Source organism: Candidatus Aeolococcus gillhamiae (assembly GCF_016464765.1).
Taxonomy (GTDB): domain Bacteria; phylum Chloroflexota; class Dormibacteria; order Aeolococcales; family Aeolococcaceae; genus Aeolococcus; species Aeolococcus gillhamiae.
Genome location: NZ_JAEKNS010000124.1, coordinates 1 through 21,859, shown reverse-complemented (window position 1 = coordinate 21,859; position 21,859 = coordinate 1). Strand labels below are relative to the sequence as shown.

Annotated in this window: 20 protein-coding genes and 2 pseudogenes; 7 read left to right on the top strand and 15 right to left on the bottom strand. The window is 68.7% G+C overall.

Features of this window, described 5'->3' with window-relative positions:
• Positions 1–237 precede the first annotated feature (237 nt).
• Positions 238–1,902, top strand: coding sequence for a hypothetical protein (locus tag JF886_RS11945; RefSeq protein ID WP_337312739.1), 1,665 nt, complete (start codon positions 238–240; stop codon positions 1,900–1,902).
• Here the strand turns inward: JF886_RS11945 and proC are convergent.
• Genes proC through JF886_RS11920 form a run of 5 tightly spaced genes read right to left on the bottom strand, consistent with a single transcriptional unit; the run spans position 1,899 to position 6,832 of the window.
• On the bottom strand, positions 1,899–2,768 hold the full coding sequence (proC, locus tag JF886_RS11940) for a pyrroline-5-carboxylate reductase (RefSeq protein WP_337312737.1): 870 nt from the start codon (positions 2,766–2,768) through the stop codon (positions 1,899–1,901). The two genes, JF886_RS11945 and proC, sit on opposite strands and share 4 nt — an antisense overlap.
• Positions 2,769–2,780: 12 nt before the next feature.
• Positions 2,781–3,506: an esterase family protein gene (locus JF886_RS11935; protein WP_337312735.1), complete on the bottom strand. Its 726-nt coding sequence runs from the start codon at positions 3,504–3,506 to the stop codon at positions 2,781–2,783.
• A 19-nt stretch (positions 3,507–3,525) separates the two neighbouring features.
• Entirely contained in the window at positions 3,526–4,689 is a 1,164-nt protein-coding gene (locus JF886_RS11930) for an alpha/beta hydrolase (protein WP_337312733.1), read from the bottom strand.
• Positions 4,686–5,618, bottom strand: coding sequence for a hypothetical protein (locus tag JF886_RS11925; protein WP_337312731.1), 933 nt, complete (start codon positions 5,616–5,618; stop codon positions 4,686–4,688). Before JF886_RS11925 ends, JF886_RS11930 begins: the two co-directional genes overlap by 4 nt.
• Positions 5,615–6,832: an ATP-grasp domain-containing protein gene (locus JF886_RS11920; RefSeq protein WP_337312729.1), complete on the bottom strand. Its 1,218-nt coding sequence runs from the start codon at positions 6,830–6,832 to the stop codon at positions 5,615–5,617. The genes JF886_RS11925 and JF886_RS11920 overlap by 4 nt, the downstream gene beginning before the upstream one ends.
• Before the next feature lie 74 nt (positions 6,833–6,906).
• Here JF886_RS11920 and JF886_RS11915 point away from each other — a divergent pair, with 74 nt between their 5' ends.
• Both JF886_RS11915 and JF886_RS11910 read left to right on the top strand, forming a co-directional pair.
• Positions 6,907–8,130, top strand: a complete 1,224-nt coding sequence (locus JF886_RS11915; protein ID WP_337312727.1) for an ATP-grasp domain-containing protein — start codon at positions 6,907–6,909, stop codon at positions 8,128–8,130.
• Between the two features lie 5 nt (positions 8,131–8,135).
• A complete protein-coding gene (locus JF886_RS11910) occupies positions 8,136–9,356 on the top strand; it encodes an ATP-grasp domain-containing protein (RefSeq protein WP_337312725.1) in 1,221 nt (406 codons plus the stop codon).
• Here the strand turns inward: JF886_RS11910 and JF886_RS11905 are convergent.
• Positions 9,344–10,528 carry a glutamate--cysteine ligase gene (locus JF886_RS11905; RefSeq protein WP_337312723.1) on the bottom strand — a complete coding sequence of 395 codons (1,185 nt, stop codon included), beginning with the start codon at positions 10,526–10,528 and terminating at the stop codon, positions 9,344–9,346. The two genes, JF886_RS11910 and JF886_RS11905, sit on opposite strands and share 13 nt — an antisense overlap.
• A gap of 2 nt (positions 10,529–10,530) precedes the next feature.
• The gene (locus tag JF886_RS11900; protein ID WP_337312721.1) at positions 10,531–11,778 is read right to left on the bottom strand and encodes an ATP-grasp domain-containing protein; all 1,248 of its coding nucleotides are present in this window, start codon (positions 11,776–11,778) and stop codon (positions 10,531–10,533) included.
• A gap of 79 nt (positions 11,779–11,857) precedes the next feature.
• On the opposite strand from JF886_RS11900, the gene JF886_RS11895 reads away from it, so the two are divergent.
• Together JF886_RS11895 and JF886_RS11890 are read left to right on the top strand one after the other, a co-directional pair.
• Positions 11,858–12,619: a class I SAM-dependent methyltransferase gene (locus JF886_RS11895; RefSeq protein ID WP_337312719.1), complete on the top strand. Its 762-nt coding sequence runs from the start codon at positions 11,858–11,860 to the stop codon at positions 12,617–12,619.
• 51 nt (positions 12,620–12,670) lie between these two features.
• Positions 12,671–13,612 carry a site-2 protease family protein gene (locus JF886_RS11890; RefSeq protein ID WP_337312717.1) on the top strand — a complete coding sequence of 314 codons (942 nt, stop codon included), beginning with the start codon at positions 12,671–12,673 and terminating at the stop codon, positions 13,610–13,612.
• Positions 13,613–13,619: 7 nt separating this feature from the next.
• On the opposite strand, the gene JF886_RS11885 is transcribed toward JF886_RS11890, so the two are convergent.
• From JF886_RS11885 to JF886_RS11865, 5 genes are all read right to left on the bottom strand, one after another.
• On the bottom strand, positions 13,620–14,465 hold the full coding sequence (locus JF886_RS11885) for an SH3 domain-containing protein (RefSeq protein ID WP_337312716.1): 846 nt from the start codon (positions 14,463–14,465) through the stop codon (positions 13,620–13,622).
• Positions 14,462–15,403, bottom strand: coding sequence for a histone deacetylase family protein (locus JF886_RS11880; RefSeq protein ID WP_337312714.1), 942 nt, complete (start codon positions 15,401–15,403; stop codon positions 14,462–14,464). Before JF886_RS11880 ends, JF886_RS11885 begins: the two co-directional genes overlap by 4 nt.
• Position 15,404: 1 nt before the next feature.
• Positions 15,405–16,202, bottom strand: a complete 798-nt coding sequence (gene pyrF / locus JF886_RS11875; RefSeq protein ID WP_337312712.1) for an orotidine-5'-phosphate decarboxylase — start codon at positions 16,200–16,202, stop codon at positions 15,405–15,407.
• On the bottom strand, positions 16,196–16,393 hold the full coding sequence (locus JF886_RS11870) for a hypothetical protein (RefSeq protein WP_337312710.1): 198 nt from the start codon (positions 16,391–16,393) through the stop codon (positions 16,196–16,198). Before JF886_RS11870 ends, pyrF begins: the two co-directional genes overlap by 7 nt.
• A 65-nt stretch (positions 16,394–16,458) precedes the next feature.
• Complete coding sequence (locus tag JF886_RS11865; protein WP_337312829.1) at positions 16,459–17,418, bottom strand: potassium channel beta subunit family protein; 960 nt, start codon at positions 17,416–17,418, stop codon at positions 16,459–16,461.
• A gap of 67 nt (positions 17,419–17,485) precedes the next feature.
• On the opposite strand from JF886_RS11865, the gene JF886_RS11860 reads away from it, so the two are divergent.
• Positions 17,486–17,929, top strand: a complete 444-nt coding sequence (locus JF886_RS11860; RefSeq protein WP_337312709.1) for a nuclear transport factor 2 family protein — start codon at positions 17,486–17,488, stop codon at positions 17,927–17,929.
• 54 nt (positions 17,930–17,983) lie between these two features.
• Here JF886_RS11860 and orn read toward each other — a convergent pair whose 3' ends face one another.
• Positions 17,984–18,547: an oligoribonuclease gene (gene orn, locus JF886_RS11855; RefSeq protein WP_337312707.1), complete on the bottom strand. Its 564-nt coding sequence runs from the start codon at positions 18,545–18,547 to the stop codon at positions 17,984–17,986.
• 125 nt (positions 18,548–18,672) lie between these two features.
• Between orn and JF886_RS11850 the strand changes: the two genes are divergently transcribed.
• Entirely contained in the window at positions 18,673–20,133 is a 1,461-nt protein-coding gene (locus tag JF886_RS11850) for a pyridoxal phosphate-dependent decarboxylase family protein (protein WP_337312705.1), read from the top strand.
• Between the two features lie 805 nt (positions 20,134–20,938).
• Here the strand turns inward: JF886_RS11850 and JF886_RS11845 are convergent.
• Positions 20,939–21,289, bottom strand: a pseudogene (locus JF886_RS11845) (thiamine pyrophosphate-binding protein); the annotation flags it as partial.
• A gap of 218 nt (positions 21,290–21,507) precedes the next feature.
• A pseudogene (locus JF886_RS11840) lies at positions 21,508–21,859 on the bottom strand (PCP reductase family protein); the annotation flags it as partial.

The window sequence follows — 21,859 nt, the reverse complement described above, 5'->3', positions numbered from 1 at the left end:
CGCGCTCCGGCCACAACGCCGCCACCCGTCACCACCAGCAGAAGCGCAGGCGCCCGTGGCACGTCCTGCGCCGCGCCAACGGTGGCCGCAGGCCTTGCGGGAGCTCTGACCACCCGTGCGCGGATTGCCCGCCTGTACACTCGGCCACCGCCGATGAACCTGAGCCCGCGCCCGACCGTTTCCTGGCGCCGTCCCGGTGGGAAGATCAGAGCGATTGCTCCAGCCGCAATGTACCTGTTGATCTCCATCGCTTTGTGCCGGACCGCGTGGCTGCACCCGGGCACCAGCTACGTCGGAAACATCGCCGATCCACAGGAGAGCATGTGGTTTCTCGAGTGGACGCCGTTCTCGGTGTCACACGCTCACTCTCCGTGGACGAGCGACTTCATGAACTACCCGCACGGGCTGAACCTGATGTGGAACACGTTCACTCCGCTCGCCGCGCTTGTGATCTGGCCCATCACGGCCACGCTGGGAGTCGTGGTCGCGTACAACGTGCTGATCACGCTTGCCTTTGCGTCGGCGGCATGGTGCGCGTGGCTGGCGCTGCGATACCTACGGATGAGTCCGGGCGCATCGTTCGCCGGCGGCCTGCTCTACGGGTTCTCGCCGTACATGATCGGCCAGGCGGGTGGGCACCTCCACCTGGTGCTGGCGTTCTTCCCTCCTCTGCTGCTCCTATGCGTGTACGAGACCGTGATCAGGCAGCGTCACAGTCCCGTGCTGCTGGGCTTGTTGCTTGGCCTGCTGTGCGTCGCCGAGTTCTTCACGTCGGAGGAACTGCTCCTCGACGGAGTGGTGGCGGCGGTGTGCTCAGTGGCGATCCTCGCGCTCTTCGCTCGTGACGCGGTGGCTTCGCGCCTGCCGTACGTCGCACGAGTGATCGGCAGCGCCGTGGTCACCTCGGCCGTCCTGCTGGCCTGGCCGCTCTCCGTGCAGTTCTTCGGTCCTGAGCGACCAATCGGTGTCAATCACCCGAAGAACACGTACGTCGCGGACCTTCTGTCGTTCGTGCTTCCCACCCAGAACCAGTTGATCGCGCCGTCCGCCGCGGTCGCGCACGCCAACGGCTTCTCGGGTAATCCTGCGGAGACGACCGCCTATCTCGGCATTCCGTTGATCATCCTGCTGGGGTTCGCGGTGTGGAGGTACTGGAGGACGCGGCTCGTCAGGGTGACGTCGCTGACCGCGCTGCTGATGGCCGTGTTCGCGATGGGCAGCCGGCTGCACGTCGACGGACGGACGACGTCGATTCCCCTTCCGTGGGCGGCGGTGGTGCGTCTTCCGCTGCTGAGCGACGCGCTTCCGGTGCGCTTCATGGTGTACTTCTACCTGCTCGCCGCCGTTCTGGTCGCCGTCTGCGTCAGCCGGCTGAGCGCGAGCGGTGCGCGCGACGCGCGCGCCTCGATGGTGGCAGCTGCTGCGGTGACTGTGGCGCTCCTCCCACTCCTGCCCCACGTCCCGCTGCCCGCATCCACGGTGACCCTGCCGCAGTTCTTCTCGAGCTCGCGGGACGTCTCCCAAATCCCTGTAGAAAGCACCGTGCTGACAGCCCCCTTCCCGTACAGAGACATCGTCGCCGTGAGTTCGCTGGTCTGGCAGGCGCAGTCAGGGATGCGATACAAGATCGTCGGGGGGTATTGGATCGGACCCGATCCGCCGCACACCGTCACTCCTCAACTGGAGCGCGTCCTCACCGACCTCGGCTCCACGGGCGTGGACGAGACGACACCGGCGCTGCTGCCGGCATTGCGACTCGAGCTTCGCGCCGCGTGCATCCGCACCATCGTGGTGACGCCGGGACCGTATGCCGCCCGGGAAGCGGACCTGTTTGCGCGATTGCTCAACCGCGCTCCGGCGCATGAGCTCGACGTGCTCGTGTGGTGGAACGTGAACGTCTAACGGTTGCGCCGCTGCACGCCGCCGGAGTCGTTGCCCTCCAGCCGGGCCTCCAGTTGGAGGGTGCGCTCGAAGGCGGCCCAGACCGCGTCGCTCACGACCGTGCGCAGCCGGCCCTTTTCGAGCTCGTACAGTGCCTCGGCGGAGGTGCCGCCCGGCGAGGTGACCATGTCGCGCAGCTCGGCGACGTGCTTGCCGCTCTGCAGGGCGAAGTCGGCGGAGCCGGACATGGTGTCGAGCACCAGCTCCCGGGCCACATGGCGGGGGAAGCCGAGGTGCACCGCCGCGTCGGTGAGAGCCTCGATGAACAGGAAGATGTAGGTGGGACCGGTGCCGCTCACCGCGGTGGCCATCGCCACCTGGCGTTCGTCGTGCACCTCGAATTCGCGGCCGAGCGCGCCGAGCATGGTCCGGACATGCCCGCGGCCGCGCTCGTCGACACTGTCGGTGGCGTACCAGACGGTGACTCCCTGGCCGATCTGTGCCGGTGTGTTCGGCATGGAGCGGACCACGGCAGGATGCTGCAGTCCCTCGCCGATCGCTCGTGTGCTCGCCCCGGCGATGATGCTGATCACCAGCTGCTCCGCGGAGAGCCGGCCACGCAGCTTCGCCATCACGCCGGCGAGCATCTGCGGCTTGACCGCGAGCAGCACGATGTCGGCGGCCTCGGCGGCCTCGACGTTGTCGGCGGTGACCGTGACCCCGTGGGTCGACGCCAGCGCTTCGCGGCGCTCAGCGCGCGGATGGCTGCAGGTGACCCGCGACGCGTCGACGAGCCGGCGGTCCACCAGGCCGGCGACCATCGCCTCGCCCATGGCCCCCGCGCCGATGACGGCCAGGCGGATGCCCTCGAGTTTTCGATCGCTCATGGTTCTGCTCACTCAGCTCAGCTGACCGAGGTAGTGGGGAAGCATCTCCCGCCACGTCGGCCAGTCGTGGTCGTACTGGGGTCCCCAGGGGTCGACCCGGTTGGGGATGCCCTTGGAGCCCAGCACCTCGGCCAGCTGCCAGGATTGATTGATCGCCTCCCACCTCCCCTCTCCGCAGGCGAGGATGGCGAACCGATGCCGGAGCCGCTCGAGGGTCGGTCCATCGAGACCGGGGAGGAAGTACAGAGGCGTCGCGAAGAAGAGATCCTCGCCGGCGTTGGGACCGAGGAACTGCTCGAGGTCGTAGGTGCCGCTCATACCCACCGCGTGGCTGACCACCTCGGGGAACCGGCAGAGCACGGCCAGCGCGTTGAAGGCGCCGATGGATGCACCGGTGACGATGACCTCCGCCTCGGGGGTGCCGCAGTCGGACCAGATCGCCGGGATCATCTCCTCGCGGACGAAGCGATGAAAGCCGTTGATGAGCGCCGCGCGGTAGCGGGGATCGCCGTCGCCGCGAACCATCGCGTATCCGGCGATGCTGTCGCATGAGTACACCTTGATGCGCCCGGCCTCGATAAGGTCACCAAGCACGTCGATGACGAGCATCCGCTCGATCTCCTCGGCGTCGCCGCCGGCGGTCGGAAAGATGATCACCGGCCGGCCGTAGTGCCCCCAGCGCACCACGGTGACGTCGCTCTCCACCCGTGACGAGTACCAGCGCTCGCGCAACTTCATGACCGCGGAGTCTCGCGCATCAGGGATACAGGAAGCGCTGCTCGCCAGGGAACAGCCAGGTGAGGCCGTCGAGGAGGCGGTCGCGCCAGCCCGTCCAGGTGTGCCCGTCCAGCGACTCGACCACGCGCACCTCGTCGGCCATGCGCCGGAGCACGTCGACCATCGCCAGGTTGCGCTGGGCGGACGGCTCGAAGGCGCCGTAGCTGAGGAAGATCTGTTCCACCACCGGCTGCGGCTGGGAGCGAATGGTGTTGACGAACCGCACCACCGGGTCGAACACCGGCCCGCCGGCGTGCTCTCGCCCCACCACCGTGTAGAGGAACGAGGCGGACTGCAGCAAGAGGCCTCCGTAGAAGCCGGGCGCGTGCACCGCGGCCGCCAGCGCGGCGATGGCGCCGAAACTCGCCCCCGCGAGCACTCGGCCGGCGGGGTCACCGCGCAGAGGCAGGCGCTTCTCGAGCTGCGGCACCAGCTCGGCGGTGAGGAAGCGGCTGTGGGCCGCGCTGTCGCCGTACTCCCGCAGGCGGTCGCCGGGATGGGTGAACGCCACCATGGTGTCGGCCATCAACCGCCTGTCCATGAGGTTGTCCAGAACGGTTCCGTAGGCGGCGTGGTTGATGAAGTCGCCGCCGTCGTGGACCACCAGCAGGGGCAGGCGATGCTCGCGGCGCATCCGCGCCGGCGCGTACAGGGTCAGGTACGCCTCCCGTCGCAGCGCCCGGCTGCGGAAGTGGAACTCGGTGAGCTCGCCGGGCACGACGGTGGCATCGTGCAGCGCCCACCAGGGTGTCTCGTAGCCCTGGGCGCGCAGAACCGACATCGTGCTCGCTGGTCCCGTCACCGACTCGTGGTTGAGGGGATCGAGGATGCTCTCGACGTTGTCGCCGTGGCGGACGAGCACGCGGTACTCGACACGCGACCCGGCAGGCAGCTCGATGGTCGCAAACCAGAGGTCGCTGCGCCGCAGCCGCTTGAGCGGCAAGGGCGAGGGCAGGCCGGTGATGGCGTGCTCGATGGCGACGTCGTCGGCGTGACCGCGGAACAGGAAGGTGCACGCCGAGCCCTCGACGAGCGGGACGCGATTCTCGGCAAGCAGCCGGTCGATGGCCGCCGCCTTCACCCCCTCCGCGCGGAGCCTGGTGAGCGCCCGCTGCTTGGGCGCCTTGGGCGAGGTCGTGGTCACGCGGCCTCCGCCGGCGAGCGGACTATGCCGTCGGGCGAGACGACCCGGGCGGTGCTGAGGTCGGCGACACCGGCCACGTCAAAGGTGACGCGGTCGGCCTCGTCGAGCAGCACGCACGCGCGTGGCGCCAGCCGCCGGGCCAGCAGCGCGAGGTGGTTGCGGTCGTCGATGCGCAGGTGGGTCGCCGCCGCGGGCAGTGGCACCACGCCGCGGACCACCCCGATGCCGGCCCCGAGCACCTCGTCGGGGCGCCCGGCGAGGTCATGGTCATCGACCAACATCACTCGCTCGCCGATCGCCATCGCGCCCGATGACCAGGCCACGACAGGCCGGTCAGCGAGCAGCGCACCGACGTTGCAGATGTGCAGGCAATCGGTGAGCACGCCGACGTGGCCGCCGGCGATGACCAGGGCGGCGCACTCAGCGAGCAGCGCGGACACCGCCTCGCGATGGGCCACGATGGCGGGACGCTCATGCGGCGGATAGCCGGCGTAGAACTCGCCGAGCAGCGCATCGCGACGAGTCGCGTGGCGCTCGTCCAGCGCACGGACGGTCTCGATCGCCTCGTCGAGCTGCACGCCCGACAGCCGGCGGGCGGCGGCGACGTGCTGGCGCACCGCGTCAACCCCGCGCAGCGCATGGCGGAGCTGCACCAGGTACACCTCGCGCAGCTGGGTGAGCAGACCGCGAACCCTGCGCACCTCGTCGGCGTACCCCGGGTCCATGTCGAGGATGTCGAGGCGCCGCCCGAAGAGACCCAGGTTGCGCGTACCGCCGCCGAGCACGCGGTCGAGGTCGGCGTCGTTGCGCTCCGCCTCCTCCCACCCGGCGGTGACCAGCGCGACCGGGCCGTCGACATGCAGCGTGGCCAGCTCGGCAGCCACCGCCGCGCCGTCGCCGACGGGGCCGAGCATCACGGTGACGCTCACAAGGCGTGCACTTTCAGCGTCTGGCCCACCGCGTCGAGCATGCTGCGCAGCGTGTCGTAGTCGGGGTGGACCATGCGCACCCACGCGTTGGCCATGTAGCCCGCCTCGACCGGCTGCGCGGGGGTGCCCGGCTCGGGCAGGTGCACGTCGAGGATGTGCTCGCCGAATCGTTGCTGAACCTCATCGACGCCGTCGTAGCCACTGATCTGTCCGTCGCCGTCGGGACGCAGCGCCACGATGCCGGCTGCGCGGCGCCGTGACAGGCCGTTCTCCACCGCGCCGCGCACGATGGCGTTGGCCCATTCACGGTAGATGTCGATGTCGTTGCCCGCGGCGTAGAGGTCCCAGGCACGCACCCCGGGAGGGCGGCAGCCGATCTCGCTGAAACGCAGTCCCTTGGGACCGAAGAACCACTCCATGTGAGTCGCCGAGGTCTCGATGCCCAGCGCCCGTGCCACGCGGCGGCCCATCTCACGAATCTCGCCGTAGTCAGCGACGCTGTCGACGCGGTTGGTGGCGATGAACTGCGGACTGATCCAGCGGGCGCGCATGGCGTCGAGAACGTTGGGGTAGTAGTGCGACACGAAGTCGTACGCCGGCTCTCCGTTGATCGAGAGCGTGTCGTAGAAGCCCTCATGCCCCTCCACGAACTCCTCGGCAGCGATCGACTCGGCCGACCCGAAGCCGGCTAGCGCGGCGTCGAGCTCGTCCGGGCCGTCGACGCGCACCGTGCCCGACGCGCCGGCTGCGGCGCGCGGCTTGAGGATGAGCGGGTAGCCGACCTGCGCAGCAAAGTCGCGCACCTCGTCGGCGGTGTCGGCGGCCGTCGAGGCCGCAGTGGGCACCCCCACCTCGCGCAGCGCCGCCTTCATCGACGGCTTGTCGCGGCACAGCCAGGCCGTGCGCACCGACGTGCCGGGGATGGTGCAGTTCTCGCGCACCTGCGCCGCCGCCATGGTGTGTGCTTCGACCACCGCCTCGAGGCGGTCGACCCACACCCGCTCCTGTACCCAGCGCACCGCATCCGTCATCGAGTCGACGGCGGTGACGTTGCCGACCCGGTGGTAATGGAGCATCCGCCCCTGGAGGTCGGGGTCGAGCTCCTCGAGCGGTCGCTCACCGATGCCGATCACGGTGGCGCCGGCCTCGGCCAGGCCACGCACGAATTCGCGCTGGTTGGGCGGGAATGCCGGCTCGATGAAGATGACGTTCATGGCGCCGATCCTACCGGCGCAGTCATTGCCGGGGCGGCTGGCCGAGGTGTGCCATGCCGCCTAGACTGCCTAGCGTGCCGACCGCGGTGTTCGTCGCCCCGTTCCTGCTCGAGGCCACGGTCCGCTTCATCGACGCGGCGGCGTCTCTCCCCGGCGCCCGCATCGCCCTGGTCAGTCAGGACCCCGTCGACAAGCTGCCCGGCGGGGTGCGGGCGCGACTGGTGGCGGACTGGCGCGTCGACGACGGCACCGATGCCCAGCAGATCGCCGACGCCATCCGTGCCCTGGCCGGACGCCTGGGCGGCGTGGACCGCCTCGTCGGCATGCTCGAGCAGCTGCAGGTACCGCTGGGCGAGGTCCGCGAAGCGCTCGGGATCCCGGGGATGGGTCCTGAGGTGGCGCGCAACTTCCGCGACAAGTCGCGCATGAAGGACGTCTTCGCCGCCCACGACGTCCCGTGTGCGCGCCATGGCGTCGCGGTCTCCGCCGAGCAGGCCTGGTCCATCGCCGAACACCTGGGCCTGCCGATCGTGGTCAAGCCGCCCGCCGGGGCCGGCGCGCGCAGCACGTTCCGCGTCGACAGCCAGGCCCACCTCTCCGACTGGCTGCGCGTCGACCCGCCCTCTCCTGCCGCGCCCGCGCTCCTCGAGGAGCTGGTCACCGGTGCGGAGCACAGCTTCGACAGCGTCAGCGTGGACGGCCGCGTCGTGTGGCACTCCATCTCGTCGTACCTGCCCACCCCGCTCGAGGTGCTCGAGAATCCCTGGATCCAGTGGGCCGTGCTCCTGCCGCGCGACATCGGCGGCGCGGAGTACGACGCCATACGCGATGGGGCGTCGCGCGGATTGACCGCGCTGGGGATGGACACCGGGTTCAGCCACCTGGAGTGGTTTCGGCTCCGCGAGGGCCGCATCGCGCTCTCGGAGGTCGCTGCTCGACCGCCGGGGGCGCAGTTCACCTCGCTGCTGTCGTACGCGCACGACACTGACATGTACGCGGCCTGGGCGCGACTCGAGATCTTCGGGCACTTCGATCCCCCCGAGCGTCGCTACGCGGTCGGCGCCGCGTACTTGCGCGGCCAGGGCCACGGAGTTGTGCGCGGCGTGCAGGGCCTCGACACCCTGCAGCACGAGCTCGGAGACCTGGTGGTCGAGGCCCGCCTGCCCAGGGAGGGACAGGCGCGAAGCGAGAGCTACGAGGGCGAGGGCTACGTCATCCTGCGCCACGACGACACCGACGTCGTCGAAGCCGCGCTGCGCCGTGTGGTCGAGGTCGCCCGCGTCGAGATGTCGGGCTGATCGCCGTGCCGACCGTGGTGATGATCTCGCCCGGCTACCCCGCGGAGATGCCGTTCTTCGTGCGCGGCCTCGCCGCCGCCGGGGCGCGGGTCATCGGCCTGGGTGACCAGCCCGTCGACGCGCTCCCTCATCTGGCTCGCGACAACCTCGCCGCGTACTGGCAGATCCCGTCGTTCGGCGACGAGCACGGAATCGTGGATGACATCATCCGTCGCGCCGGTGATATCGACATCGACGGCGTGGAGTCGCTGTGGGAGCCGACCATGGTGCTTGCAGCGCGCCTACGCGAGGCGCTGGGCGTCGCCGGGATGACCGTGGAACAGACCATCCCCTTCCGCGACAAGGAGGCCATGAAGCGCGTCCTCGACGACGCCGACATCCGCACGCCCCGCCATCGCAGCACCACCACAATCGCCGGGGTGCGGGAGGCGGCCGTCGCGATCGGGTTCCCGATCATCGTCAAGCCGATCGCCGGCGCCGGCTCCTCGGACACCTATCGCGTCGATGACCAGGCTGCGCTTGAAGAGGTCCTGCCCCGACTCGGGAACGTGCCCGAGCTGAGCGTCGAGGAGTTCGTCGACGGTGAGGAGTTCACCTTCGACACCATCTGTGCCAACGGTGCGGTCCTGTACGAGAACATCTCGTGGTACCGGCCGCGGCCGCTGATCGCCCGTTCCCTGGAGTGGATCAGCCCGATCACGCTGGCACTGCGCGATCCCACCGTCGACCACCTCGCCGGCGGCCGCGCCATGGGCCACGCGGTGCTCGACGCGCTGCGGTTCCGCGATGGCTTCACGCACATGGAGTGGTACCGAACGTTCGACGGCGAGGTCGTGTTCGGTGAGATCGGGGCACGGCCGCCGGGAGCGCGCACCGTCGACGTGATGAACTACACCTGCGACACCGACCTCTACACGCGCTGGGCCGAGGCGGTGGTGCTCGGTCATTTCACACAGCCCGTGGTGCGCAGCTACAACGCCGCCGCGGTGATGAAGCGCGCCCAGGGTCAGGGGCCGATCCGCGCCATCGAGGGTCTCGGCCGCCTCCTCAGCGAGTTCGGCGACTCGGTGACCTCCGTCGACCTTCTCCCCATCGGCGCGCACCGTCGCGACTGGCGGCAAACGTTGCTGTCGGATGGCTGGGTGATGGTGCGCCACCCCGAGCTGGCCTCGTGCATCGAGATCGCCGACCGCTTCGCGAGCGACCTGCAGATCTACGCCGGCTGAGCCCTGCGGGTGTCGGCAGCGACCTCGCCGCGAGGGAGCGGCCCGTCCTCGCTGCGCAGCTCGTCGACGAGGTGATCGACGACGTCGAGGAGGTTGCCCCCGTCGGCGACAACCTCGCGCTGGCGGATGTAGCTGGGGCCGCGTTCGAGGATCGCCAGCGTGTCCTGGAGCTCGGCGTGGCAGCCGAGCCGGCGCGCGATGGGGCTGAGGTCCTCGACGAGCTCGGCGATCGCGTCCCGAAGCGGGACGGTGGTGCCCTCATCGTCGACGATGATCGAGCCGTCGATGCCGTGGCGAGCGGCCCGCCACTTGTTCTCGCGCACCACCCACGCCTTGGGGATGGGCAGCGTGTAGCCGCGGTCGAGCAGCATGTCGAAGCGGTGCACCAGGCATTGGCTGAGCGCCGCGACCACGGCCACCTCGCGCAGCGTGGGCAGGCCGTCGCAGATGCGCAGCTCGACTGTGCCGAACCCCGGATGGGGCCGGATGTCCCACCACACCTCGCGGATGGTGGCGATGGTGCGCGCGGTGATCAGCGTGTCCATGAAGCGCTCGAACTGCGCCCAACCCGACAGCTGCCACGGCGGCCCCGCGGTGGGCAGGCCCTCGAACACCTTGGACCGCACCGACGCCAACCCGGTGTCGTGTCCCATCCAGTACGGGCTCGAGGCGCTCAGCGCCAGGAAGTGCGGGATGTACGCGGAGAGCGCGTTGACCATGGCGATGGCCTTCTCGCCGCTGCGCACGCCGACGTGCACATGGATCCCGAAGATCTGCATCTGCCGGGCCGGCCACTGCATGTCCTCGATGAGGCGGTGGTAGCGCTCGTTGGGGCTGATCTCCTGGTGCACCGGGTCACTGAACGGGTGGGTGCCGGCGCACATCAGCAGCAGGCCGCGACGCGCGGTGTGCTCGGTGACCTCGGCCAGGGTCGCTGATAGATCAGCCCTGGCCTCAGCAACGTTCTGGCAGATCCCGGTGATGATCTCGACCGTTGACTGCAGCAGCTCTGCCTTGGCCTTGGGATGGACGCCGTCCGTGTGCCCCTCCCCCATCTCGATGAGCATCTCGTGGGCACCTTTGACCAGCTCGCGCGACTCCGGGTCGATGATCGCCAGCTCCATCTCGACGCCGAGGCTCGGGCCGGCGCTGGAGGCGAAGTGAATGGGCATGGCTAGGCGGACGCCGCCACGTGCTGGTCGTGCGCCCACAGTCCCAGCAACCCGCGGAAGTGGCCGAGGAACATCTCGCGCTCGTGCTCCGGGTACGTCGAGATCACCGTGCTGATCAGCATGCGGTCGAACTCGTCGCTCTCCACCCACTCGACGCACGCCTCGTCGACGTGGGCGAGGTGTCGCTCGCAGAACTCCAGGTAGTGGTCGACGTCGAGCTGGCGGTCGGCGAGAACTCGATACTGGCGAAGCCTCTCCTCGTAGTCGAGGTCCCGGTTGTCGGCGACGGCGAAGTAGCTCTGGGTGTCGAGGTCGACGGTGGGCCGGCGACCGGTCACGCAGCAGAAGATCGACCACTTGAGCAGAGTGCGGATCGCCCACGGGAAGTAGTAGTGGAGGCTGGTGACGGCGAGGTCGGGGGTGGCGTTGGCGTAATCGATCGGGTGCACGACGCCGTCCTTCACCAGCGTTTCGCAGCTGTTCAGCTCCCAGCGGAAGAAGGCGTTGACGAGACGGGCGATGGTCACCACCTCGTCACCGACCTCTTCGCTGAGGAAGTTGTGAGAGACGGAGTACCGGGAGTGCATCGGCTTGGACGGGTTGAACCGCATGACCATGGTCTCGGCGCCGATGCCGAGGCTGCGCGAAAAGACGTCGAAGTCCTCAACCGCTGCCTGGAGGTGCATGAGCCGCTCGGCCGACTCGTCGTAGGCGCGACGGAGGGCGGCGCTGTCCTCGATGCGGGTCACTCCCACCCAGGCGCCGCCGTCGAAGGGCTTCATGTAGAGCGGCATGCCCACCTCGGTGGCCACCGCCTCGAGGTCGAAGTGGCGCAGGTAGCGCTCGGCTGTGGTGGCGAAGCGCGGGTTGTCCGGGGGTACCTTGTTGGGCACCATCCACGTCTCGGGCACGCGCAGACCGAGCCGCATCATGGCGCAGTACGCTGCGTGCTTCTCCATCGACTGGAAGGTGAAGGGGTTGTTGAGCAGGTGCACGTTGTTCATCAGCGCGACCTTCTTGAGCCACTCCCGGGGCATGTGGTACCACCAGGCCAGCCGGTCGATGATCAGAGAGTAACGCGGCACCGCGCGCAGGTTGAACGGCTCGATGGTCACCCGCTCGGTGCTGAACTCGTGGCTGGTGCCGTCCACCGTGACGGACGGGACAACGCGGGCCAGCAGCGACTCGAACGCGACCGGCCAGTCCTCCTCGGCGCCGAGGAGCAGTCCGATCACATGGGTCGCTGGCATGGGAGCCCAAATACTGTCATAGGTGTGGTGCGCGCGTCCCCGCTGGCGTCGCGGCGGCTGCATCTCTGACAATCAGCTCGTGACCTCAGCGGCTCCGACACCCGACTGGCAGCGCTGGCTGAGCCGCTGGGAGGCACAGCAGGGCCGGTACATGCCCGATCGCGAGACGCGGTTCGCGATGATGATCGACGCCGTCGAGGCTCTGTGCGGGTCGGCTCCGTATGTCGTGGACCTGGGCAGTGGGCCGGGATCGCTGTCGCGGCGACTGCTCGATCGGCTCCCCCAGGCGCGGGTCACGGCGATCGACCTCGACCCGGTGCTGCTGGCCATCGGCCGCAACGCGCTCGGTGACCACGGCGGCCGCTTGCAGTGGCTCGACGCTGACCTCCGCTCACGGTGGAACGCCCGCGAGGACGGCCCCGTCGACGCCGCCGTCTCCACGACCGCGCTGCACTGGCTCCAGCCCAACGCGCTCGCTGCGCTGTACCGGCACCTCGGCACGGTGCTGGCGCCGGGTGGCGTGTTCGTCAACGGCGACCGCATGGAGTTTCCCCCCGACCTGCCTCGTCTCGCCGCCGCGGCGCAGTCGATTCGTGAACGGCAGGAGTCGGGAGACGTCGGTGATGCCGAGAGCTGGGAGGACTGGTGGGCCGCGGTCGAGCAGGATCCCGGCCTCGCTGCCGAGGTCGCGGAGCGGGCGCGCCGCCACCACGACCATCCCGACCACGAACACCAGGCCGACCTCGCCACACACATCCAGGGACTGCGCGAGGCCGGTTTCGCTGAGGTCGGCACCATCTGGCAGCATCTCGCCGACCGCGTGCTGGTCGCGATTCGCTGACCACCCTGCGCAGAAGGTGGTGGTTGCTCAGGGCGGTGCGATGATGCCTCCATGGCTGACCCGTTCCCACCGCCGATAGCGCCACCTCCTCCACCAGCCCTCGTCCCCACCGGTGACGGCTACACCTGGCGAGCCGAGGGAAGCGCGCAGGCGCCGATCCCCCCGTCGTCGATCCACCAGGAGCCGTCGCGCAGCCAGCAGCAGCGGCGCGGCGGGCTGGCCGGCGGCGCCCTGGCGGCGCTCTTCGGGCTCTTCAAGTACGGCTTCGTCCTCCTCAAGTTCGGCAAGCTGAGCGGAACCTTCATCAGCTTCGGGCTATCACTGCTCGTCTACATCGGTCTCTTCGGCTGGCAGTTCGGCCTCGGCGCGCTGCTCCTCATCGCGATCCACGAGAGCGGCCACATGGTCTTCGCGCGCGCCCAGCGACTGCCCGTCTCGGCGCCGTTCTTCCTCTTTGGCTTCGGGGCAGTGGTCACCACCAAGGGATTTCGTGACGCCCGCCAGGAGGCGATCGTCGCCATCGGCGGCCCGGTCGTCGGGACCGCCGCGGCGCTTCTCTGTTACGTCTTCGCCCTGTCGCTGCCCGAGGGGCACACGCGCTACCTGTTCCTGGCGCTCGCCTACTGGGGGTGCCTGGTCAACCTCTTCAACCTGATCCCGATGTCGCCGCTCGACGGCGGCCGCGTGGCCAGCGCGGTCTCGAAGTGGGCCAACGTCGCCGGCATCGGCGTGATCCTTCTCTTGATCGCCGGCTACACGGCGAGTGGCGCGGCGCTCAACCCCTTCCTGATCATCATCCTGCTTTTCGGGATCTTCAGCACGGTGGGCCGCTTCCGCCGGGCGCGGGCCGGCCAGGAGCCACCCCCGCTGGCGCCGAACGTCCGGCTGGCCATCGGCCTTGCGTACGTCGCCATGCTGGTGATCAGCGCAGTGGGCATGTCAGCGGCGCACAGCACGCTGCTGTCGCACGGCATCGGTCACCAGATCGTCTGAAGCGGCGTCAGGTCGGCGACGGACTCGCCGGCGCCGGCAGCTGGCACTGCGGGAACGGGAACGTCATCGAGTTGTAGAAGGCACTGAACACGTCGAGATCGGCCGCGGTGTTGTAGTTGAAGTCGAGCGCCAGGGCGTGCGTGGCGTCGAGGCGCAACCGGATCTGGGCGAGCAGCGCGAGAGGGCCGGGCGTGCCCGGCGCGGGTGACGCCGGGGGTGCGCCGGAGTGCGTGTACTCGTTGAGGTTGGCGGTGACCCCGCAGACGATGACGGTCTCCTGGCCGGTGGCGTTGAACCCGCCCCCGCCGCTGGCACCGAAGTCGGCGACGTGGGCCGCGTTGCGCGCCAGGATGGTCTGGTCGGCCGCCGTCGAATGGAACACCACGTTGGCTGGGCTCTCCGCGAACGTCCAGCTCTGCGGGTACAGAGCGCTGAACTGGCGGTCCTGCGAGGAATACTGGGTGAACTGCCCGGCGGCAGTGAGCGTGGGATCAGCGGTGACCCATCCGCTGACGGTCTGACCCTGCACCTGGTACCAACCGCCGTTCTGATCGGTGTGCCCCGTGACCTGGAGGACGGCGCCCTGGGCAGCGGTCCCCAGCCGCGTGGACGACACGGACGCGCTCTGACGGATGTTGAGCCCGAGCGGGCTGAGCACAGTGCGCGCGCCGGAGGCGGGGCCGGCGGACGAGCTCGCCTTGCCGGAGCTGGTCGCGCCTCCCGGGACAGGTGGGTTGGTGGCGATTCCCGTCGGCGATCCAGTGGTCGCGCAGGCCGCGAGCAGGACGGAGGCGAGCGCGGCGCCGATCCAGCGTGTGCGCATGGCCACGTCACCGTAGCGCACCGCGGTCACGCTGCGACGAGCACCTCGAGCACAGCCTGCGTCGACGCGGCCAGCGCGTCGAGGTCGTAGCCTCCCTCGAGGATCCAGGCGGTACGCCCGCCTGCGGGGGCGCTGAGCGAGGCCAGCCGGTCGGCCACGGCCGCGTACGTCTGCGTGTCGAGCAGGAGCTCGGCCAGTGGATCGTCGCGGTGCGCATCGAACCCGCAGCTCACCACCACAAGCTCGGGCTCGAACGCCCGCAGCGCCGGGAGCACCGCGCCGTCGAATGCGCCCAGCCACGCCTCTGCGGACGTGCCGCCCGGCAGCGGAACGTTGACCGTGAGCCCATTCGCCTGCGCGCCCCCGCGATCTCCCGCGGCACCCGTGCCCGGGTAGAACGGATGCTGGTGGAGTGAGGCGTAGAGCACGTCCGGGTCGCTCCAGAATGTCGCCTCGCTGCCGTTGCCGTGGTGGACGTCGATGTCCACGATGGCGACGTGCCCGACGCCGAGCACATGCCGTGCGTGCTGCACGGCGACCGCCACGTTGTTGTAGAGGCAGAACCCCATCGCGCTGCTCAGCGTGGCGTGGTGCCCGGGCGGCCGCACCACCGCGAACGTCGCATCGAACTCCGCCGTGACCACCGCCTCGACGGCGCGCACCGCCCCGCCTGCGGACACGCGGGCTGCGAGGTCCGATTCCGCCGTCGCGAAGGTGTCGGCGTCGAAGTGGCCCCCACCAGCGGCGCAGAGGGCGGCCACCCGGGCGATGTGGTGCGCATCGTGGACGAGGAGGAGGTCGCCGTCATCGACAGGTTCTGCGGCCAGCCGGGGCAGCTCGCGCAATCCCGGTGTCGCCGCGAGGTGGGCGCGGATCGCCTCGACGCGGTCGGGTCGCTCGGGGTGTCGGGGAGCGAAGTGCGCGACGTGGCGTGCATCGGCGTCCTCGAGCACCGCGACCCGCGCCATCTCAGCGCGCGGAGCGCACGGCCGCGATGCGATCGCGGTACTCGCGCGCGGCTGTTGTCGCCCCCTGGGGGGCGGCCGCGATGCCGCGGCTCACGGAGATGATCGCTCCTCCCCCCTCGGCGTCGAGCGCGGCGGCGACGGCATCCTCGAGCGAGCCGCCCTGGGCGCCGACTCCGGGCAGGAGCAGTGGCGCGCACGGCGCCAGGCGGCGCACCTCACCGACCGCCTCCGGCGCTGTCGCCCCCACCACGAAGCCGATGGCGCCGCCGGGATCCCAGGCGGTCGCGGCGGCGACGATCTGCTGGTACAGGGGATGTCCATCGGACCCTGCCGGTGCCTCGAGGAAGTCGGCCGCTCCGGGATTGCTGGTGCGCGCCAGCACGAAGACGCCCCGACCCGGCCGGCCCAGAAACGGCGCCATGCTGTCGGCGCCGAGCAGCGCGTTGACCGTGATCGCGTCGGCGCCGAGCACGTCGAACAGCGCGCGCGCGTAGGCGGACGTGGTGTTGGCCATGTCGCCACGCTTGCCGTCGAGGATGAGGAGGCGGTCATCCGGCACCGCGGCGCGCAATCGCTCCAGGACCGCGTAGCCGGCGCTGCCGAACTGCTCGAAGAACGCGAGGTTCGGTTTGACCGCGCAGACGCTGTCGAGGGCAGCGTCCAGGAGACGGCGGCACTGCCGCTCGGCCGCCGCCGCATCGGTCATGCCGTCAGGATCGAGACCCAGGCAGAGCATCGACCCGCTGCCGGCCACAACTGACGACAGCCGGGCGGCGAAGGTCTGGGTCGTCGCTACCAAGCGTCGCGGCTCGTGCTCGGCTGGATGGCGCCCTGGTCGGTTCGCGGCGAGTAGGGAACATCGATGCGGGCCTGCTCAGTGGCCACGCAGCGGGGACAGATCCGCGCCATGTGCCCGTCGAGGATGACCGCTGAGAGCCGGTAGACCGGCGTGGGGGTGCCGCAGTTGTCGCAGGGGTCGATGACCGGCACGGGGGACCTCGATGTCGCAGACGGTGACGTTGCGGTGAGTATGGCAGCGAGCCGGCCGCCCTCGATCACCCGAAGATAGCGTCGACCCGTGCGAGCACCTCAGGGGTGAGCTTGGCGAGTGCGTCCAGCGCGCCGAGGTTCTCGCGCATCTGCTCCACGCGGCTGGCGCCGGTGATGACCGTGGAGACGTGGGGGTTGGCGGCGCACCAGGCGATCGACAGCTGAGCGAGCGACACTCCGAGGTCGTCCGCGACCGCTTTGAGCGAGCGCACTCGTCGATTGGCATCGGCGTCGGTGAGCTGCTCGCGCAGCCACCCGTAGCCAGGCAGCGTTGCACGGCTGCCTTCAGGGATTCCGTCAAGGTACTTCCCGCTGAGCAGCCCCGATGCCAGGGGGCTCCAGGTGGTGAGCCCGAGGCCGATCTCGGAATACAGGGGGAGGAACTCCTCTTCCACCTTGGTCCGGTTGAAGAGGTTGTACTCGGGCTGCTCCATGAGCGGCCGATGCAGGTGATCCCGCTCGGCGACAGCCCATGCGCGACGGATGTCCGCAGCGCTCCACTCGGAGGTTCCCCAGTACAGGGCGCGCCCCGACTCGATGATGTCGTGCATCGCCCAGACCGTCTCCTCCACCGGCGTTTCCGGGTCGGGCCGGTGGCAGAAGATCAGGTCGACGAACTCCAGCCCGAGCCTGCGCAGCGAGCCGTCGATGGCGTGCAGCAGGTATTTGCGATTCAGCGTGTTCCGGGTGTTCACCGAGTCCTCGATGCCCCAGAAGAACTTGGTGGAGATCACATAGGTGTGCCGGGCCCAACCAAGCTGCTTGATTGCCTCGCCCATGATGGTCTCGGACTTGCCGCCGGCGTAGACCTCGGCGTTGTCAAAGAAGTTGACGCCGCCGTCGTATGCCGCGGCGAGGCTGTCGCGCGCGCTCTGCCCGGCCAGCTGCGGGCCGAAGCTGACCCACGAGCCGAAGGACAGCACGCTGACCTTAAGGCCGGATCGGCCCAGCCGGCGGTACTGCATATCCATGGGTCGAGGATACGTGAACGCGTCCGCACCTCCGCCGTCGCCGCGTCCATATGATCGTCCGATGGACGAGCACATCTCGAGCGACAAACGTCTGCAGTGGCTGATCGACCGGGCGGAGATCGCCGAATGGCTCGTGCGCTACGCGCGCTGTATCGATCGTCGCGACTGGACCGCGCTGCAGGATAGCTACACCGACGACGGCGTGATGCAGCACGGCGAGGCCTCGGTGCCGCGCGCGCAGATGCCCGAGCTCTCGGCGAAGATCCTCGCCGGCTGCGCGTCCTCGCACCACCTCGTCGGCGACCCATCGATCGTGATCGACGGCGACCACGCCGTCACCCACTCGCACTACATCGCCACCCACATCTCCGAAGGGACCAGGGTGAAGCGCCAGGGGGGCGGCTGGTACGACTGCGAGCTGCAGCGAACCGATCGGGGCTGGAGGTTCACGCGCGTCAGGTCCACCACAGCGTGGCGAACCGGCGAGCCCCTGCAGCTGCACTGAGGAGCCGCGCTCAGACCTGCACGAACTGGCCTCCGGCCTCTCGGAAGCAGAGAATCAATCGACGATCGAGGGTCGCACGCCGCTGTTGTCGACGAAGATCGTCGATCGATAATGGACGAGCTCGGCGATCGACTCGCGGATGTCGTCGAGCGCTCGGTGTGCCTCCGCCTTGGCAGGCGCGCGGGCCAGAGCGTCCGGATACCACCGTCGGCAGAGCTCTTTGAGGCTCGACACATCGATCGATCGGTAGTGCAGGAACTCGTCGACCTCGGGGATCTGTGCCGCCAGAAAGCGCCGGTCCGTCCCGATGGAGTTGCCGCACAGGGGAACGGTTCGGGGTTCGTCGATGTGCGTGCGGAGGAATTCAAGCGTTCGCGCGCCTGCGTCGGCCAGGGAGATCGTCGACGTCTGGACCGCAGCCAGCAGCCCGGAGCCTGTGTGCATGGTCCGCACGACGTCATCCATCTGCGCCAGTTGGTCGGCCGTGGCGTGTACGACGATGTCCGGCCCATCGGCGATCAGCCTGAGGTTGTCGTCGGTGAGCAGAGTGGCAATCTCGACGATCACGTGCCGCGCCGGGTCGAGGCCGGTCATCTCCAGGTCCATCCACGCGAGCACAGGACGATCCTAATGTCCTGCGCATCCAAGGGACTGGGGCGACGTCCCGTTGACGAACCCGGGGCTTGCCTCCGCCGGCGTGGGCATTGCCGGGCGCCCCGGCTACACTCCCTCGCCTATACCTCATGGCAAGTACATTCCCTCTTGAACCGACGGGGCGCGAGGTTGAGGCGCTGACCAGAGAGGTCGTCGAGTACCTTGCCGCGTTCGTCGACGGGGGGAAGGAGACGCCAGCGTCCGATTTCGACGGCGTGGAAGCGCTGCTCGCCCGGGTTCGCCAGCCAATCCCGGAGGCTGGTTTGCCCTTGAAAGATGTGATCGATCTGGTGGCAGCAGCAACCGCCAAGGGTCACGACACGACAGGAGACGGGTGGCTCGCCTATGTCCCTGGCGGCGGCCTGTTCAGCGCGGCGCTGGCCGACTTCCTCGCTCGGACGACGAACCGCTTTGTGGGTACCTGGGAAGCGGCGCCGGTTCTCGCCCAGATCGAGGCAACCGCAGTGCGTTGGTTGTGCGACCTCTTCGGGTATCCCGACGGGGCGCGTGGAGTGCTGACTACGGGCGGCTCGCTGGCCACGTTCTCGGCTGTCGTGACTGCACGTCAAGCGCTGCTCGGTGAGGATTTCCTCGACGGCATCGTCTACGTGACAAGCGAGACGCACGGCGCTGCAGCGAAGGCAGCAGCTCTCGCCGGCTTCCGACGCAGCAACGTACGCGTGGTGCCAACTGACCGGGATCCCCGCATGGACCCCGAACGCCTGACTGCCCTGATCAACGAGGACAAGCAGTCGGGGCTGCGACCGTGCGTCGTCGTCGCAACGGTTGGCACGACCAACACCGGTGCCATCGATGACATCGATGCGCAGGCCGACGTAGCGCATCGCTCGAAGATATGGCTGCATGTCGACGCGGCCTACGGGGGCTTCTTTCAGCTCACAGAGCGCGGTCGGCACCGATTCGGTGGCATTGACCGGGCCGACTCGATCGTCCTCGATCCTCATAAGGGCATGTTCTTGCCCTACGGAACTGGCGCTCTACTGGTCCGCGACGGTGTCAGACTCCGCCAAGCTCACGAAGTCCACGGCGGCCCCTACCTCCAGGACCTCGCGCCGGAGGGCGGGATCCCCAACTTCGCTGACTATTCGCCCGAACTCTCGCGCGACGCTCGCGGGCTGCGCGTCTGGATGCCGATCACGCTTCACGGAATCGCTGCCTTTCGCCGGGCATTGGACGAGAAGCTCGACCTAGCTCAGTACTTGTACGAGCAATTGCGGGCCATCCCGCAACTCGAAGTGCCATGGCGTCCCGAGCTGTCGATCGTCTGCTTTCGCTGTGCTTCGCGGCACTGGTCAGACCCGGAGAGGGCCACTGCGACGTTGTTGGGGCGCATCAATGCAAGCCGCCGAGTCTTCCTGTCCAGCACCCTCGTCGAGGGTCGCATGACCATCCGCGTCTGCATCCTCAGCGTCCACACACACCGTGATCGCATTGACGAATTGCTCGGCATCATAAGAGCCGCCTGCGCCGAGCCGCAGCCCGACCGAGATCGCCAGGAGCCACGGGGTCTGCCAGAACCGGAGTTGTGAGCTCCTCCATCGCTTCCGCAAAGTCCCTACGCGAAGGCACCGGGATAGCGAGGACCGGCCGAGGCGCCTCAAGGTCAGCTACCGAACCGGCCGAAGGCCGCACAATCGCCGTTCCTGAATTCAGAACGGCTGCGAGTCGGGGAGACAGGACTCGAACCTGCGACCCCTGGTCCCCCAGACTAGTACTTATTTGACACGGCGCAGCCGAGTTCAGAAAGTTCCCTTTCGTCGAGAAACGGTTGGAATGAGCACTGATCCGCGTAAGTTGCACGTACATGGAATTGCCTGCATGTGGATGGAATTGCACGGACTCCCATGATACCCGCGAGAGGCCCTTGCTGAACGATAGACGGACGGCTCAGAGGCGTTGGGCAATTCGACGGGAAGCGTCTTCATGCCGCCCCACGCCATCCTTGGCGAGGTGCCCAGAGCTGCTCGAGCGCGCGACTGCAACGGGCCTCTGGAAGTCACGCGTTGGCGCCGTGGAGCCGTCGTCGTGCTAAGCGCTCGTCAGTAGCCGTCGCTGACGATGTTGAGTAGCGGCTCGCCGTCGATAACGGCGCACCTGCTCTCCTGCGAAGCGCCATGCTCGTTCGAACAGCCGCTCTACGGCGCCGCCGATGTGCGGCCAGACCGGCAGCCTCGGTCATCTTGGCGGCGCTGATGTGGTTCAGCGTTCCCCGTTGGTCGCTCTCTCCCCAACGACCCCAGTTGGAGCACTCTCTAAAGTAGCGCTCAAACGGTTCGACGGTGATTGCAGGCGGCGCTGGGGCACCAACGACTTCTCCCGCCACCCCCGTAGATTACCCACCGCCACTCGTGCCGCTAAGCTAAACGTCTGACCAACGATGGCCACTACCGGCACGTGATCGAGCTTGGCGTCGAAGAGGCCGTTGAGCAGGTGGATGGCGCCGGGACCGCTAGTGGCCGTGCACACTCCGACCTCGCCGGTGTACTTCGCATGGGCGCACGCCACGAACGCGGCTGTCTCCTCGTGGCGCACCTGGATGAACCGCAGCTTCTCCTGGCGGCGCTGCAGAGCCCCGAGGGAGCCGTCGATGCCATCACCGGGGTAGCCGTAGATGGTGGTGACGCCCCACGCGATTAGGCGCTCACAAAGGTTGTCGGATGCCGGGGGGCATCGCGTCTCCTCCAGTGGTCTGTCACAGACGGTCGAGACGGAACGCACGCAAAACCATCGCCCCACAAGTGGACGACGAAGAAATGCGGCACACGCTCACATCTCTCCAATCGGACCAGCACATCCGGGGATGATCACCAACGGCCACGGGATCATGCCCCGTCACGGTTTTGGCGACAAGGAGATTCGCGAGGAGCAGTACTGGCCGGACTGAGCCGATTCGCTGCGGGCGCCTACTTGAAGCCGTAGCGGCCCTCGTGGAAATCGCCGGTGTCGACCCAGTGCTCGATCACCAGGTCGACGACGGCGTTGTTGACCTCGGAGAGGCCAAGGGCGCGAGCGTTGCCCTCGACCGCCTCGAGCACCTGGCCCCGGACGAAGTCGGGGATGCGATCGAAACGTCCTCGCGCCGAGTCCGTCCAGGGTAGAGCCTCGCGGTCGCGTTCCTCGATGGCGTGGGAGACGCGGCCCCAGAGCTCGAACTTGACCTCCATCGCCGCGGGAGTGATGGTGGTGCCGAGGTCGAGCTTGCGCGCGGTCCACTCGACACGCCAGCGCGTGAGGTCGCGACAGAACTCGGGGACC